The sequence below is a fragment of the Agathobaculum sp. genome (assembly GCF_034098985.1).
Lineage (GTDB): Bacteria > Bacillota > Clostridia > Oscillospirales > Butyricicoccaceae > Agathobaculum.
The window spans coordinates 86,571-102,341 of sequence record NZ_JAXEOA010000016.1; the positions used below are offsets into that span (position 1 = coordinate 86,571).

Annotated in this window: 16 protein-coding genes; 5 read left to right on the forward strand and 11 right to left on the reverse strand. The window is 58.4% G+C overall.

The annotated features are described in order from the left end of the window. Nucleotides 1-2: 2 nt before the first annotated feature. The 6 genes from SO058_RS05335 to SO058_RS05360 all read right to left on the reverse strand — a co-directional run bounded on the left by SO058_RS05335 (nt 3) and on the right by SO058_RS05360 (nt 6,174). Nucleotides 3-1,046: an L-threonylcarbamoyladenylate synthase gene (locus SO058_RS05335; RefSeq protein WP_320841957.1), complete on the reverse strand. Its 1,044-nt coding sequence runs from the start codon at nt 1,044-1,046 to the stop codon at nt 3-5. 32 nt (nt 1,047-1,078) lie between these two features. Further along, nucleotides 1,079-2,140 carry a peptide chain release factor 1 gene (prfA, locus tag SO058_RS05340; protein WP_320841958.1) on the reverse strand — a complete coding sequence of 354 codons (1,062 nt, stop codon included), beginning with the start codon at nt 2,138-2,140 and terminating at the stop codon, nt 1,079-1,081. Nucleotides 2,141-2,158: 18 nt separating this feature from the next. Continuing rightward, a complete protein-coding gene (locus SO058_RS05345) occupies nt 2,159-2,908 on the reverse strand; it encodes a YdcF family protein (RefSeq protein WP_320841998.1) in 750 nt (249 codons plus the stop codon). Then, nucleotides 2,908-4,833: an ABC-F family ATP-binding cassette domain-containing protein gene (locus tag SO058_RS05350; protein ID WP_320841959.1), complete on the reverse strand. Its 1,926-nt coding sequence runs from the start codon at nt 4,831-4,833 to the stop codon at nt 2,908-2,910. The genes SO058_RS05345 and SO058_RS05350 overlap by 1 nt, the downstream gene beginning before the upstream one ends. Nucleotides 4,834-4,903: 70 nt before the next feature. Further along, entirely contained in the window at nt 4,904-5,641 is a 738-nt protein-coding gene (locus SO058_RS05355) for a hypothetical protein (protein WP_320841960.1), read from the reverse strand. Between the two features lie 17 nt (nt 5,642-5,658). Continuing rightward, on the reverse strand, nt 5,659-6,174 hold the full coding sequence (locus tag SO058_RS05360; protein ID WP_320841961.1) for a peptidylprolyl isomerase: 516 nt from the start codon (nt 6,172-6,174) through the stop codon (nt 5,659-5,661). Nucleotides 6,175-6,518: 344 nt separating this feature from the next. Between SO058_RS05360 and SO058_RS05365 the strand changes: the two genes are divergently transcribed. The 4 genes from SO058_RS05365 (at nt 6,519) to SO058_RS05380 (ending at nt 10,503) form a co-directional block, all read left to right on the forward strand. After that, nucleotides 6,519-7,187 (forward strand): ClpP family protease, encoded by a 669-nt coding sequence (locus SO058_RS05365; RefSeq protein WP_320841999.1) that lies wholly within the window; start codon nt 6,519-6,521, stop codon nt 7,185-7,187. Between the two features lie 975 nt (nt 7,188-8,162). Further along, nucleotides 8,163-9,320 carry an iron-containing alcohol dehydrogenase gene (locus SO058_RS05370; RefSeq protein ID WP_320841962.1) on the forward strand — a complete coding sequence of 386 codons (1,158 nt, stop codon included), beginning with the start codon at nt 8,163-8,165 and terminating at the stop codon, nt 9,318-9,320. A gap of 21 nt (nt 9,321-9,341) precedes the next feature. Then, nucleotides 9,342-10,250, forward strand: coding sequence for an asparaginase (locus tag SO058_RS05375; RefSeq protein WP_320841963.1), 909 nt, complete (start codon nt 9,342-9,344; stop codon nt 10,248-10,250). Nucleotides 10,251-10,314: 64 nt separating this feature from the next. Continuing rightward, complete coding sequence (locus SO058_RS05380) at nt 10,315-10,503, forward strand: ferredoxin (RefSeq protein WP_320841964.1); 189 nt, start codon at nt 10,315-10,317, stop codon at nt 10,501-10,503. Nucleotides 10,504-10,546: 43 nt separating this feature from the next. Here the strand turns inward: SO058_RS05380 and SO058_RS05385 are convergent, their stop codons facing one another. From SO058_RS05385 to SO058_RS05400, 4 genes are read right to left on the reverse strand one after another with little or no spacing between them, the layout of a single operon-like run. Next, a complete protein-coding gene (locus SO058_RS05385; RefSeq protein ID WP_320841965.1) occupies nt 10,547-11,179 on the reverse strand; it encodes a hypothetical protein in 633 nt (210 codons plus the stop codon). A 7-nt stretch (nt 11,180-11,186) separates the two neighbouring features. Beyond that, nucleotides 11,187-11,837 carry a hypothetical protein gene (locus tag SO058_RS05390; RefSeq protein WP_320841966.1) on the reverse strand — a complete coding sequence of 217 codons (651 nt, stop codon included), beginning with the start codon at nt 11,835-11,837 and terminating at the stop codon, nt 11,187-11,189. 12 nt (nt 11,838-11,849) lie between these two features. Then, nucleotides 11,850-12,287 carry a ribonuclease HI gene (gene rnhA, locus SO058_RS05395; RefSeq protein WP_320841967.1) on the reverse strand — a complete coding sequence of 146 codons (438 nt, stop codon included), beginning with the start codon at nt 12,285-12,287 and terminating at the stop codon, nt 11,850-11,852. A gap of 36 nt (nt 12,288-12,323) precedes the next feature. Further along, nucleotides 12,324-12,521 carry a helix-turn-helix domain-containing protein gene (locus SO058_RS05400; RefSeq protein ID WP_320841968.1) on the reverse strand — a complete coding sequence of 66 codons (198 nt, stop codon included), beginning with the start codon at nt 12,519-12,521 and terminating at the stop codon, nt 12,324-12,326. 95 nt (nt 12,522-12,616) lie between these two features. On the opposite strand from SO058_RS05400, the gene SO058_RS05405 reads away from it, so the two are divergent. Beyond that, entirely contained in the window at nt 12,617-12,787 is a 171-nt protein-coding gene (locus SO058_RS05405) for a hypothetical protein (RefSeq protein WP_320841969.1), read from the forward strand. A gap of 411 nt (nt 12,788-13,198) precedes the next feature. Here SO058_RS05405 and gyrA read toward each other — a convergent pair whose 3' ends face one another. Further along, nucleotides 13,199-15,748 carry a DNA gyrase subunit A gene (gyrA, locus tag SO058_RS05410; protein ID WP_320841970.1) on the reverse strand — a complete coding sequence of 850 codons (2,550 nt, stop codon included), beginning with the start codon at nt 15,746-15,748 and terminating at the stop codon, nt 13,199-13,201. Nucleotides 15,749-15,771 lie beyond the last annotated feature (23 nt).

Genomic DNA, 15,771 nt, shown 5'->3' on the forward strand with positions numbered 1-15,771 from the left:
CCTCACCCGAAGCTATCCGCGGAAACCTCGACCACGCGGAAGCCCGCAGCCTTTTTGATGCGGTTTGCGACCGCAAGGCCAAGCCCGGCGTCGTCCGGGCACTGCGCCCAGATCGCCGTGACCTCGGTGTCGTCAAACGCGCGCAGGCTGTCGAACACCTCGCGCGCCTGCGTGGCAAGGTCGTCCGACCGGCCAAAGGAGATTTCGGTCAGCCCGGTGAACAACGGCGCGAACTCGTCGAAGCACAGCACCCCGTCGCCGGGGGCGGCGTGTTCCCGGATATACCGCGCCGTCCGCGCGGGGTCGCCGCGCACCGCGGTCACGGGCGCTTTTGGCGCGTAATGCCGGTATTTCATACCGGGGGCGGACACCCTCGTGTCGTCCCCGATTTTTTCATACAGCGCGCGGTCGACCTCGATCTCGCCCAGCACGGTCTCAATCTGCTCGAGCGTCACCCCGCCCGGGCGCAGCAGGCGCGGCTTTTCTCCCGCGAGCGAGACCACCGTCGATTCCACGCCCACGCCGCACGGCCCGCCGTCCAAAATGGCGGCGATTTTGCCGTCCATATCGCGCAAAACGTGCGCGGCGGTCGTGGTGGACGGCCTGCCCGACGTATTCGCCGACGGCGCCGCGAGCGGCACGCCCGCCGCGCGGATGAGCGCGCGCGCCAGCGGGTGCGACGGCAGGCGCACGCCGACCGTCGAAAGCCCCGCCGAAACCTCGTTTGGGATGCAGTCCGCCTTGGGCACGATGATCGTGAGCGGCCCCGGCCAGAACGCCCCCGCGAGATCTTTCGCCGCAGGGGGCACCGCCGGGCACAAGCTGTGGATCTGCTCGAAATCCGCGATGTGCACGATCAGCGGATTGTCCTGCGGCCGTCCCTTGGCGCGGAAGATTTTTGCCACCGCGTCCCCATCCAGCGCATTTGCCGCAAGGCCGTAGACCGTTTCCGTGGGCATACCCACCACTTTACCCGCTTTCAGCAGGGATGCGGCGGTATTAAGCGCATTTTTATCTTTTTGTGGGGAAAGCATTTCTGTTTTCATGGCATTCACGCTTTCTATATGGTGAATCTATTCTAATTATTCTGCATTTGCAGCTTTTCCGCGGTGTCGGCGGCAATCAGCGCGTCAAGCACCTCGTCCAACTCGCCGTCCATGAACTGGTCGAGTTTGTAAAGCGTCAGCTTGATACGATGGTCGGAAACGCGGTTTTCCGGGAAATTATAGGTGCGGATGCGCTCCGAACGGTCGCCCGTGCCGACCTGGCTTTTGCGGTCGGCCGCGATGGCGGCGTTCTGCTTTTCCACCTCGGCCTCATATAGGCGTGAGCGAAGCACGCGCATGGCCTTATCCTTATTCTTGTGCTGGCTGCGCTCGTCTTGGCACTCGACGACTGTGTTCGTCGGGATATGCGTGATGCGGATGGCGGAAGACGTTTTGTTGATGTGCTGGCCGCCCGCGCCGGACGAGCGGAACGTGTCGATACGCAGATCGTTCGGGTCGAGGTAGAAATCGACCTCCTCGGCTTCGGGCAGCACGGCGACGGTCACGGTCGAGGTGTGCACGCGGCCCTGGCTTTCGGTCTCGGGCACGCGCTGGACGCGGTGCACGCCGCTCTCGAATTTCAGGCGGGAATACACCCGGTCGCCCGCCACGCGGAACACGATTTCCTTATAGCCGCCAAGCTCGGTGGCGTTTTCGCTCATGATCTCGGTTTCCCAGCCGCGCGACGCGGCGTACATACTGTACATGCGGAACAGCGAGCCCGCGAACAGCGCCGATTCCTCGCCGCCCGCCCCGCCGCGGATTTCCACGAAGATGTTTTTCTCGTCGTTCGGGTCCTTTGGAAGCAGCAGGATCTTCAGCTCGCCCTCCAGCCGCGCGGCGTCGGCCTTGGCCGTGCGCAGCTCGTCCTGCGCCAGTTCTTTCATGTCCGGGTCGGAGAGCAGCTCGGTGGCCTCCTCCATCGCCGCGTTCGCGCGCTCCCACGCGCGGTAGGCCGTGACGATGGGTTCGAGATCGCCCCGCTCGCGAAGCAGCTTGGCCGCGCGGGCGGGGTCGTCGTACAGCCCCGGCTCGGAGAGGCGGGCTTCCAGCTCGTCCAGCCGCGCGCACAGCGCTTTCACTTTTTCAAACATGCCGTTCCCTCCTTTGCCTCACCACCAGCGGCCGCTGAGCATCAGCCCCAAAATCGAGCAGTATTCCCGGCAGCGCACCGCCACCCACTGCCCCGGATAGGGCGTGGGCGCGGGGATGCCGAGCGCGTCCAGCCCCGCGTTTTTCATCAGCACGCGCGCGCGGGCGACGTGATAATCGTTCGTGATAACCGCAGCCCGGTCGCCCGGCGAGAGAAACTCCCGCGCATTGCGGATATTCTCTATGGTATTGTTGGATTTGTCCTCTTTGAGCAGGCGGCCGGGCGCGACGCCCCTCGCGACCATATAATCATACATCGCATCGGCCTCGGCGCGCGGCTCGTTTGCGCCCTGCCCGCCGCACAGGATGGCTTTTGCATCCGGATGCGCCACCAAAAATTCGATGGCGGTATCACACCGCGCGGCCAGCGCGGCGGACGGCCGCCCGTCCGGATTGACCAGCGCCCCCAGCACAAGCGCATAGTCCGCGTTTTCAGCCTGTGGATCGGCGTGCATTCCGCCGCCGATGACAAAAAGCTGGATATATGCAAACGACGCGACAAACAGCCCGAACAGCACGCGCCCGACGTTCGCCAGCACGCGGCAGGTCTTGTGTTTCTCCCGGTTTCCCAGCATCAGCCATTCGCCCGCGCAGCCGATGGCGAGCGCGAGGAAGAACACCCCGCCGAACCGCGCCGGCGCAAAGGGGAGCTGCGCCAGCCCGCCCGCCGCAAACAGCCCGGCAAGAGCCAGCCAAATTTTCCGTTCCATCACGATTGCAGTTCCTCCAATTCGGCGGCCACGGCCTCCCATTCGTCCATTTTGGCGGCGAGCAGCTCGTCGCACGCTTCCTTTTCCGCCATCAGCTCCAAAAGCCGCGCCGAATCGGACGACGCTTCAATCATATCGTGTTCCAGCTCGCCCGCGCGCGCCTCCTGCTGGGCGATCTCGCGTTCGAGCACCGAAAGTTGCTTTTGCAGGTTTTTGGTGCCGCCCGTCCTGCGCGGCTTTTCAGGCGGGGCGGGCACGTCGTCCAGCGTCGGGGCTTCGCGCTTTTTGCGCGTGGGCTGCACCAGCTCGGACCGTTCGGGCAAAATCCCTTTTTCACGGAATTTTAAAAACTCTGAATAGCTGCCCAAAAAGTCGGTCAGCACGCCGTTTTCGAGATAGAGCACGCGCGTGGCAAACCGCTCGACGAAATAACGGTCGTGCGAGACGAACAGCAGCGTGCCGTCGAACGCCTCGACCGCGGCCTCGATCCATTCGCGCGAGGCGAGGTCGAGGTGGTTGGTCGGTTCGTCTAGGATGAGCAGGTTCAGCGGGTCATACATGAGTTCGCACAGCCGCAGGCGGCTCTTTTCGCCGCCCGACAGCATTTTGACCGTCTTCATCTGCGTTTCGCCCGGGAACTGGAACGCGCCCAGCCGGTTGCGCGCGACCTGCATGGTCACATTCTTGTCGTAAATGAGTGTGTCGATCAGGTTGCGGTGCTCGTTGGGGAAGTACACCTGCTGCGGCAGATAGGCCGGTTTGAGGCCGGCACCCTTGCGGATCACGCCCTCCTCGGGCTCCTCCTCGCCGAGCAGAATCTTCAAAAGCGTGGTCTTGCCCGCGCCGTTTGGCCCCAGTATGGCCACCTTTTCCCGGTTTCGGATGTTAAACGACACATGGTCGAGCACGGTGCGCCCGCCGTAGATCTTGGTGATATCGCGCACCTTGAGCACCTCTTCGGTCTCATAGTTCGGGTCGCCAAAGGTTACGGTCATCGTCTTGTCGGTCTTGGGCCGGTCGGTGACCGTCATGCGCCCGATGCGCTTTTCGATCGAGGCCGCGCGCTTGGCAAGGTGCTCGGTGCCGTGCTCGTGCATCTTGCGGGCGACCGCCTCGAGCCGTTTTTTCTCGGCCAACTCGTGCTCATGGTGCTTCAGCTGCTCCTCGCGGCGGCGTTCGCGCTCGACCGCGTAAAACGAATAGTTGCCCGCGTAAAACTCGGCCGTGCAGTCGTGCAGCTCGATGATGCGGTCGCAGCACTGGTCGAGGAACCAACGGTCGTGCGAAATGGTCAGCACGGTGCCGCGGTAGTTTTCCAGATATTCGCCCAGCCAATTCACCGCGTCCATATCAAGGTGGTTGGTCGGCTCGTCAAGCAGCAGGATGTCGGTCTTTTCCAAGATGATGCGCGCGAGGTTGATGCGCGTCTTTTCTCCGCCCGACAGCAGCGCGAACTTCTGCCCGCGCATCTCCCGGGGAATGTCCAGGCCGTTGCAGACCCGGTCGAGCTCAAAATCGCGGTTGTAGCCGCCAAGCGCGTCGAGACGGGCTTCTAGCGCGGCGTAGCGCTTTAAAAGCGCGGTATCGTCCGGCCGGTGCGCCATTTCAGCGGCCAGCCCCTGCAAAGCGGCGATGACCTCGTCCGATTCGGCAAACGCCAACCGCAGTACGTCGTCCACCGTGGCGTTCGCCGGGAAATCGGGCATCTGGTCGATCACGCCCGCCGTGCGCCCCGTTCCCAGCGACACGCTGCCGCCGTCGTAGGGCAGGCGGCCGGTCAGGATGTTGAGGAGCGTCGTCTTGCCCGTGCCGTTCGCGCCCAGAATGGCGACCTTTTCGCCCGGCTGGATATCAAACGAAATGTCCTGTAAAATCAGGCGGTCGCCGTAGTATTTGGTTAAATTCTGTACCGAAATGTCGGCCACAAAAGCGGCCCCCTTTCTATTGCAATATGCGAAAAAGAGGGGAAGACGTGTCGTCCTCCCCCGTTGTATGTTAGAATCTCATCAGCGGAATCTGGTGCGGCTCGGCCTCGCCCTCGGGCAGCAGCATGGCCGCCATATCGGGGCGCGCGGTCTCAATGAAGTTGACGCCGCTCTGGATCATCCGCGCAAGCTGATCCATATTTTCCGTGGGCAGGCTCATGGTAAACAGCCCCGCGCGCTTGCAGGCTGCGAGCAGCGGCGCGGTCAGATCGTTTGCCGAGGCGCGCAGGCCGAACAGCCCGGTGGTCTGCGCGGCGTTCACCAGCGCGCCGATATTATCGGGCAGCGCGGGCAGCTCGCCCATGATGTGCAAATCGGGGTTGGCGACCGCGAGGCGCGCCGCCTCAACCAGCCCCAGACCGACGAAGATAGCCTCGTCCAGATATTCGGCGTGGCGCAGCGTCATGCGGAGCTGGGGGAGCAGGGTCTGGTTATGTACTGTAATGGCGATCTTGGCGTGGCAGGTCTTGGCAAGCTCGATGGCTTGCCCTGCCGGCACGAGCTGCGGGCAGGCCTGATGCAGCTCGGTGTAGCTGTAATCGCTGATGCTCATCTGTGTGCCGTCCTGCGCGGCGCAGTACCCATCTGAGGACAGCACCGCGATGCCGTCCGCCGTCATATCGACTGAGAGGCAGCAGCCCTTTGCACCCTCCTCGCTGCCCGCGAGAATGGATTCGAGGCCGTCCCGGTCGGTCCCCATGCAGCCTACGGACGACAGGACGAAAATATCCTTATTGGTATAATACATATACCATTCCTCTTTCCTTATACGGTTTCGGGCGCCTCGTAGGTTTCGCCGTGGGTGTCCACAGAGACCTTTTTCATGCGTTGCTCGCTGCGCGGGCGGTCGTTCCAGTCGCGCGGGGTGTTGACGATCTGGTCGACCACGTCCATGCCCTCGGTCACCATGCCAAAGGAGGCATACTGGCCGTCCAGATGGGGCGAATCCTCGGTCATGATGAAAAACTGGCTGCCGGCCGAGTTCGGATCCATCGTGCGCGCCATGGAAAGCACGCCGCGCGAATGCACCAGATCGTTCTGGAACCCGTTTCCGGTGAACTCTCCCTTGATGCAGTAATCTGGGCCGCCCATGCCGGTGCCGTCCGGGTCGCCGCCCTGAACCATAAAGCCCGGGATGACGCGGTGGAAGATCGTGCCGTCATAAAAGCCCTTCTGTGCAAGCGAAATAAAATTGCGCACCGTGTTCGGCGCGACTTCCGGATATAACTCGGCGCGGATGACGCCGCCCTGTTCCATTTCAATCGTAACGATCGGATTCATGATTGTATCCACTCCATATTCCCGCAATAGCTGCGTATATTCACTACTATTGTAGCAAACTCCACGCAAAACAGCAAGACATGTTTCCATAATGAAACCCCCTCATGCCGCATCCTGCAAAAAAATTATGGCATTTTCCATAGCGGGTTGGGGATAAATCTGTGTATAAAGTGGATAACTTTTTGTATTGACCGCTTGCAGATGGCTAAGTACGGTCATTATTTGTTTACAATTTGTAATATTGTGCGAAAGGGAAAGAAAAATACGCATAACAAAAACCATCCCGCGGCACACTTTGTTTGCAGGCAATCCTGCAGGAGAGGAGAATTTTCGTGGCAGACGATATGCAAACGATCGACGCGCCGGAGGAAAACAGCATTGCGCAGACCGGGTCGGTGACGGCCAAGACCTCGCGCGGCACGGTGCACTGCATCACGATCATCGGGCAGATCGAGGGGCACATGGAGCTGCCCCAGCAGAATAAAACCACCAAATACGAGCACTTGATCCCGCAGATCACGGCGGTAGAGCAGGCGGAGGACATCGACGGTATGCTCATCCTGCTCAACACGGTCGGCGGCGACGTTGAGGCCGGCCTTGCCATCGCTGAGCTGATCGCGGGCATGGAGAAGCCGACCGTGTCGCTCGTGCTGGGCGGCGGGCATTCGATCGGCGTGCCGCTCGCGGTGGCGGCGAAAAAGAGCTTTATCGCGGAATCCGCCGCCATGACCATCCATCCTGTGCGCATGAATGGGACGATCATTGCAGTGCCGCAGGCGTTTGAGTATTTGGCGAAAATCCAGGAGCGGATCGTCGATTTCATCACTTCGCATTCCAAGATCAGCGCGGATACGCTCAAAAACCTGATGCGCGAAACCGGCCAGCTCACCGCTGATATCGGCACGGTGATTTCGGGGCAGCAGGCGGTCGAAAGCGGCCTCATTGACGAGGTCGGCACGCTCAAGGACGCGCTCGCCGCACTCTATGATATGATACAAAAACCGCAGGCTTGACCTGCGGTTTTTTCCGTTTGGACGCGATAAAGGCCCCACCTACTGGCAGGGCCCTTACTGCTTTTTTTGAATCATTCTGTTGTTCCTTTTTAGTTTTTGGGAAATGATTTTTACTTTTCTGCAATCTATCCTAACGTTCGCGGAGCTGCCCGGCTGCGGTTCTCATGATAATCAACGTCTGTTTCTTACCTTTCTCACATTCGGGAACTCTATATCAAGTTTGCTTTGATGTTGGATGCGTCTTTTCTGGCGGGTCGATTTTGTTTCCTGCCGGCCACCCGAATCACTGGAGCTTTGATATCATCGCCGCAATGCATGGTTCGCTGTGCTGCGCCATACTCATCAGTATGCCCATCGGCCTACGGACGCGCACGGGTTTTTGATGGTTTTGCAGGCTTGGTTATTTTTTGATTCGCCAACGCACCACTTTCAGGTTCTTTCATGCTTCGGACTTTTTTCACTGCCGTTTGCTTTGCATTGTTCTCGCCTATACGATGACGGGCATTTTTTCATGAGGACTAACTTCCTCAAAGCTGCCGTTGTGGAAGAATCGTTAGAAAGCCGGCATGTCCGATTTTTCTGGAACTCGCTTCAATGTTCTGTTATCACCTTTATCGTTTCGGTTTTTACAGCGCCGCGGCGAGCCCCGCGAACAGGTAGGATGCTTCTTCAGATACCATTGGACCCACCCCTTTCGGTTCTTGTTCCAGTTTGTTTCCCAGAAAATAAGCGCCGGGTTTTCGCCTTTCCCAAAGCCCCTGCTTTGGTGTGGGTGTTTGCCCTTCTTCTTTTCTGTGACATCATAATATCATCTATTGTGCACAAGGTCAAGCGTTCATTTGCGTTTTTTTATGAGTATAATCACCAAAAAATAAGGCCTATTTTCATCCATTTGCATCTTTGCAAGCGGTGTCCCATTTGGTATAATAGTCATGTTGGGGCTTTGCGCCCCTTTTTTAAGGAGGACCCATAAAAATGGATATTTTTAACTTCTATATGCCAACCCGCCTGTTTTTTGGCCAAGGTGCGGTGAAAAAGCTCGCGCGCGCCAAGCTGCCCGCAGGAAAAGGGCTTATCATTACCGGCGGCACTTCTACCACGCGCCTCGGCTATGTGGATAAAGTGGCCGGCGCGCTGCGCGAAGGCGGACACGAGACCATCGTCTATAATAAGGTACAGCCCAATCCGACCATTGAGGGCGTGCGCGAGTGCGCCGCGCTCTGCCGGGCGGAGGGATGCACGTTCGTCGCCGGGCTGGGCGGCGGCTCTTCCATCGACACGGCCAAGGCGGTCGCCATCATGGCCACGAACGAGGGCGACTGGTGGGATTACATCCATGGCGGCACGGGTAAGGGCCAGCGGATAAAGAACGACGGCCTGCCGCTCATCGCTATCCCGACGACCGCGGGCACGGGCACCGAGGCCGACCCGTGGACGGTCGTGACCAATGGCGAGGAGAAGATCGGCGGCGGCGGGGATAAATGCTTCCCCACCATTTCGGTGGTCGACCCCGGTTTTATGATGACCGTCCCCCCGCACCTGACCGCCTACCAGGGCTTTGACGCGCTGTTCCACGCCTGCGAGGGCTATATCGCCACGTGCGCGAGCCCGGTCAGCGAAATGTTTTCGCTCAAGGCGGTCGAGCTCATTGCGGGCGCGCTGCCCGAAGCCGTGCACAACGGCGGCAACGCGGACGCCCGCGCCGACGTCGCGCTCGGGTCGACGCTCGCCGGATTTGTCGAAACGCTGTCGAGCTGCACGGGCGAGCACGCCATCGAGCACGCGCTCTCGGCCTACCATCCCGCCCTGCCGCACGGCGCGGGGCTGATTATGATTTCCGAAGCATATTGGAAACGCTTTTTTGCGTCCAGCGGGGAACGCCTGACCGCGCTCTCGCGCGCCATGGGCAAAAAGGACGCGGCGGCCCCCGAAGACTTCATTGCCTGCCTGCAATCGCTGCGCAAGGCGTGCGACGTGCAGACGCTGCGCATGTCGGGCTACGGCATCGAGCCTTCGGACTTCGGCAAGATCGCGGACAACGCGCAAAGCACCATGGGAAACCTGTTCCGGCTTGACCCGCGCCCGCTATCGCGCGAGGATATCATGGAAATTTTAGCGGAAAGCTACCAGTAAACGCGCGGGGGGGACAAACTTTTGAAACATATTCTGATGCTGGCTACCGGGGGAACAATCGCCAGCCGCCAGACCGGGCACGGCCTTGCCCCGTCACTCACCGGGGAGGAGCTGCTTGAGTTTCTGCCCGCACTGGCTAAAATTTGCAAGGTCGTGGTCGATAATCCGATGAGCGTCGATTCAACCGACATGTGCGCGGCAGACCGTATGAAGCTCGCCCATACCATCTGGCAGAACTACGACCGGTATGACGGCTTTGTCATCGCGCACGGCACGGACACGCTTTCCTATACCGCCGCGCTTTTGTACCATGTGCTGCGCAATCTCAATAAGCCCGTTATCCTCACCGGCTCGCAAAAGCCGATGGGCGAGCCTGATTCGGACGCCGAACGCAATCTTTTAGACGCGTTCCGCGTGGCGTGCGCGGGCTATGTCGGCGTGGCCGCCGTGCTGCACGGCAAGGTCATCCGCGGCAACCATGTGGTCAAGGTGCACACAACAGCGGTGGACGCGTTCCAGTCGGTGGGCGCGCCGCTCGCCGGCACGGTGGACGAACAGGGCAACGTGCGGCTGAAGATCGTTCCGCTTCTCGGCGGCGAGCCGTATTTTGTCGAAACGGTCGATCCCAAGATCGTACTGATGAAGCTTGTGCCCGACCTCGACCCGACCATCATCGATTTTCTCAGCCGCTATCCCAAGGTCATTATCGAGGGCTTTGGTTCGGGCGGCATCCCGACACGGCTGGAAAAGGTGGTGCAGAAGCTCATCATGAGCGGCACCAAGGTCTATCTCACCAGCCAGTGCATGGAGGGCGAGACCAACCTGCACAAATATGAGGTCGGCCGTCGCGCCGAGGCCATCGGCGCGATCTCCCTCGGCCACAGGACGACCGAGGACGCCATCGCGGCCATCATGTGTGGAGAAATTTGAATCTTCTGCTATAAAACGGCTCCTTTCTGTGCATACTGCTTTCACAGAAAGGAGTTGTTTTTGCATGGAAGTCAAAATCGACCGGGACGGCTGCATCGCCTGCGGCCTGTGTGAGAGCACCTGCCCCGAGGTGTTCCGCATCGCGGAGGACGGTCTGGCTGAAGTATACCACCAGCCGGACGCGTCGCAGGAGACCGGCGCACAGGAGGCGGCCAACGGCTGCCCGGTTTCGGTCATCCATACTGAGGCGTAATTTAAAAAGAGAGCGGACGATCGTCCGCTCTCTTTTCTTATCCTTATAAAAAGGGCTTATAAAATAGCAGATACCCCAGCGCCGCAACAGCCGCGGCCGTTGCCGCATACAGCGGCTTGCTTTTGGCTTTTCGGAAAAACAGCAGACCGAACGCCACACCTCCCGCCAGATCAAATAGTAGCTGGAACAAATAGGTTCGGTTTGCAAAGAAGAAAACCGCCATTCCGATCGTTTCCGCGGCCAGCCCGCCGACCGGCAGGGCGTACAATACGCTGTTTAGCGCGCTGTCCCGGTTCCAGAAATACAGCACAAAGCTGATGGCGGCGCACGCCAACGCCAGCAGGGTGTAGAGCAGAAACAGGTTTGTCTGAAAGCCCTCGTCCGCGCGGTTTGGCGCGAAAAATCGGTATAGGTATTTCAGGCCGTAAAACCCGATGTTCATGCAGAATAAGTACACAAAAACGCGCGCCGCCGCGTTTCCGTTCGACGAGCTGCTGCAGATCACCAGCGTGACCGTGACCATCCAAAAGCCGAACAGTGTGGCAATCGACTGGAAACCCCAAATGGAATCCGCCGGTAAAAAATCGGTCAAACGGGTCAAAATACCCGCCAGCAGACCGAAAATCACCATCCAAAGGTACGGCTGCGCGTTGTTTTTCAGTTTATGTTTTTCCATTTTCCTTTTACTCTTTCCGCTCGATATTTTCCTTGTAAAAGCTGTCGAACAGATGCATCATCAGCCCGCGGCCCTCTTTTTTGCCGCGCACATATTTGAAACAGGAAACCGCTGTGATCAGTCCGCCGAGCGCGCACACAATCATATCCTGCATGGTGTCTCCCACGCCGGTCGCCGCGACCTGCTGCGGGTCTGCGCCCGAAAAGGAGACAAAATACTCCCAAAACTCCCAGATGGCTGCCGTCCACACGGCGAACATCCATGAAAACGCCGAAGCGTTGAACGCATCCGCCGGGTCTAGGCGGCGGCCGGGCTTTTTATAAAAGTAGATAATCATGCCGAGCGTGGCAAATAGGAAGCCCGAAAGAAAATGCAGGATCTTATCCCACGGCGGGATCAGCTCGTAACCGCCAAACAGGCTGGCAAACGGCACCGCAGACAAAACGAAAAGGTTCAGGACAATCTCGAGCAGCGGCACCCGGCGGAGGTGCAGCACCCGGTACACCAAAAATGGTACGATCGGCAGCAAAAAAGCCGCCGCCGCCAGCAGGATAGTATACAGTTCCGCGCCTTGCCGAAGCGCATAGATGGCCGCGCACAGCGTGAATCCATAATATATAATCAATACGATGTGGCTCAGCCGCTTTTGTTTTTCCATATTTCCCGCCTCTTATTTGTATTTTTGATATTCCCCGACCGCCAGCTCGTCACATCGGTTGTTATGCGGGTTATCGGCATGGCCTTTCACCCAATGGAATGTGACCGTGTGTTTGTCCAATAAATCAAGCAGCCGTCCCCACAACTCTGGGTTTTTAGCGGGTTTTTTGTCTCCTTTGACCCACCCTTTGGCGCGCCAGCTCTTCGCCCAGCCTTTTGTGATGCCGTCCACCACATATTTGCTATCCGAATATAAATCGACCGCACACGGTTCGGAGAGCGCCTCGAGCGCCGAAATGACGCCCAGCAGCTCCATGCGGTTATTGGTCGTTTCGCGTTCGGAGCCGGAAAGCTCCTTTTCATATTTTCCGTACTGCAAAATCGCACCCCAGCCGCCCGGACCCGGATTGCCTGAACAGGCACCGTCGGTATAAATCGTAACTTTTTTCATAGTGTCTCCCAAATGGTTTTTTCTTATTATAGCATATTAGTCTTGTAAGCCCAATAAGTAATCGGTGGATACCTTATAATATTCCGATAATAAAACAATAAAATGTGCGGGGATTTCTCTTTTTCCGCTTTCATATAGCTGATATTGTGGCTGTGTAATGCCTAAATACTGTGAAATTTGCTTTTGAGTTAAATCTTTATCTTCTCGTAAATCGCGAAGCCTTTTGTAATACATACCATCACCTCACCTTTATTCTAAATTATATTCGTTTGAATGTATTGACTTTATATTCAAACGAATATAAAATAGAGGAAAGGAGGTTATTTGATATGAATGAACAAACCTGCGAAAACTGTAAGTATTTTTATCAGCACTACGTCAAACTGCCGAAACGCTTTACTACTGCAAACTGTGGGCATTGTGTATATCCACGCATGAAAAAACGAACTCCCGATAATCCCGCGTGCGAGTATTTTTGTGCTAAAATCGATAAACTGTAAAGTATGCCGCCTGCGGGCGGCGGGGACGGCGCGCCTGCCCGGCGCGGGACACAAAGGGACAAGACACCTACGGTTTCTTGCCCCTCTGTGGACTCCCGATCTTCCCTCCGGTAGTATTTCACGCGTTAGCCGCGCCATTGCTTCACGCAGTACCTTCTTTTCCTGGAGGAAAGCGGGGAACGGGGTGCAGATGGTTACTTGACTCTGTCCGAGGCGCCGCCGTGCTGGCGTGAGCCGACGGGAGAACCCCGAGGCGCGTCGCGCCGCCTTGGATAGAGCCAAATCGTTCATACGCCCGCATCCCCGCAATTCTCCGCTGCTGCAAAGTATTGCTTGAGGTTTTGGCGCGGGTAGCGCCGCGAACCGTTCTCTAAAAGAAAAAGGCCAGCCTCACGGCTGGCCTTTTTATATTTATTCTTCCTCAGAAACGGTTTCTTCTTCCTCTTCCTTGCTGGTGCGCGCGATCGAGATGACCTTCACGTCCTCCCCGGTGCGCATGACGATAACGCCTTGTCTGCCTCGCCCACACTCGCGGATATCCTCGACCGGCGTGCGGATAATAACGCCATCGTCGGTAATGATCATCACGTCGTTGTCCGCGTCTACAATGGACAAGCCGGCAATCAACCCGGTCTTCTGTGTCAGCCCGTGCAGCGTGATGCCGTTGCCGCCGCGGTGGTGCACCGTGTATTCTTCAACCGGCGTTCGCTTGCCAAAGCCGTTTTCCGTGATGGTGAGCACCTGCGCGCCCGCGCGCGCCCGTCCCGCGCCGACGACAAAATCGCCCTCGGCCAGACGGATACCGCGCACGCCTGTCGCCGCGCGTCCCATCGCGCGCACTTCCTTTTCATCGAAGCACATTGCGCGTCCCTGATGCGTGGCGATGAGGATATTCTGCTCCCCGTCGGTCAGCCGTACATCGACAAGCGCGTCATCCTCACCCAGATTGAGCGCACGAAGCCCCGCCCGGCGGATGTTTTTCAAATCGCTCAGCACAATGCGCTTGGCAACGCCCCGCTTTGTGACAAAGAACAGGAATTTATCGTCCGCAAACTCCTGGATCGGGAACATCGCCGTCACCTTTTCCTCCGGGTCGAGCTCGAGCAGGTTTACAATGTTCATGCCCTTGGCGCTGCGGCCGGTCTCCGGAATTTGATAGCCCTTCAGCTTGTACACCTTGCCCTGGTCGGTAAAGAACAGGATGGTATCATGCGTCGAAGCGGTAAAGATGTTCTTGGCAAAATCCTCCTCGCGGGTCGACATGGCCGAAACGCCGCGCCCGCCGCGCTTTTGCGAGCGGTACACCGAGGTGGGCTGACGCTTGATGTAGCCAAAATGGGTGAGCGTATAGGCGCAGTCCTGCTCTTCGATCAGGTCTTCAATATCAATCTCGTCGGCCACGTTTGCAATCTCGGTCTTGCGCTCGTCGCCGTATTTAGCCTTGATTTCGGCAAGCTCTTGCTTTACAACATCCAAAATCGTCTCATCCGACGACAAAATGCGCTCAAATTCGTGAATGCGGCCCTCAATCTCATTATATTCCTCGTTGAGCTTTGCCTGCTCCAGGCCGGACAGCCGTCCCAGACGCATGTCCACAATGGCCTGCGCCTGCTCCTCGTCCAGATGAAATTCAAAATGGTCAGAGCCGTCCACAATGCCCAAAAGCGCGACCTGGTCTACCCAGAACGGCTCGAGCGTCAGGTTTACCTTGGCCTCGGCCTCGGTCTTGGAAGCGCGGATGATGGCGATGATGCGGTCAATATTGTCCCCATCGGTCGCGACCTTGAGACCCTCCAGAATATGCGCGCGCTCCTGCGCCTTGCGCAGGTCAAAACGCGTGCGGCGCTCTATGACGCTCTTCTGGAACACGATATACTGATCGATGATCTGCCGCAGCGACAGGAAGCGCGGCTGCACCTTATCCGGTCCGCCGCCCGGAATGGGCACAAGCGCCAGATGGATCATCGAGCAGGTATCCTGCAATTGCGTATAGTTATAAAGCTGGTTCAAAATGACCTGCGCGTTCACATCGCGCCGCACCTCGACCACGATGCGCATACCCTCGCGGGAGGATTCATCGCGCAGAGCGGTGATGCCGTCCACACGCTTGTCCTTGACAAGGTTTGCGATCGATTCGACCAGCCGCGCCTTGTTGACCATATACGGGATCTCGGTGACGACAATACGGCTCTTGCCGTTTTCCATCTCCTCGATCTCGCAGCGCGCGCGCACCTTGATCTTGCCGCGCCCGGTCAGGTAGGCCTGACGGATGCCCGAACGCCCCATAATGATGCCGCCGGTCGGGAAATCGGGGCCTTTGATGAACTGGCAGATCTCGTCAAGCTCGGCCTCAGGGTGGTCGATCACATAGCAGACGCCGTCGATCACCTCGGTCAGGTTATGCGGCGGGATATTGGTCGCCATGCCGACCGCGATGCCCGAAGAACCGTTTACCAGCAGCGTCGGGATGCGGGAGGGCAGCACAAGCGGCTCCTTGCGGTCGTCGTCAAAGTTGGGACCGAAATCGACCGTGTCCTTCTTAATGTCCGCGAGCAGCACGTTGGAAATCTTGGCCATGCGCGCCTCGGTGTAACGGTAAGCCGCCGGGGGGTCGCCGTCGACCGAGCCGAAGTTGCCATGGCCGTCGATCAGCGGATAGCGCAGCGAAAAGGGCTGCGCCATGCGCACGAGCGCGTCATAAACGGACGCGTCGCCGTGCGGATGGTACCGGCCGAGCACGTTGCCGACTGTAGTAGCCGATTTACGGTAGGGCTTGTCCGAGGTCAGGCCGTCCTCATACATGGCGTACAAAATGCGGCGGTGGACAGGCTTTAAGCCGTCGCGCACATCGGGCAGCGCGCGGCCGACAATGACGCTCATCGCGTAATCGATATAGCTTTTACGCATTTCCCGGTCAAGGTCGACCTGGATGATTTTTTGATCTTGGTATTCCTGACTCATTCTTTGCCTCCAAATAGGTTGGC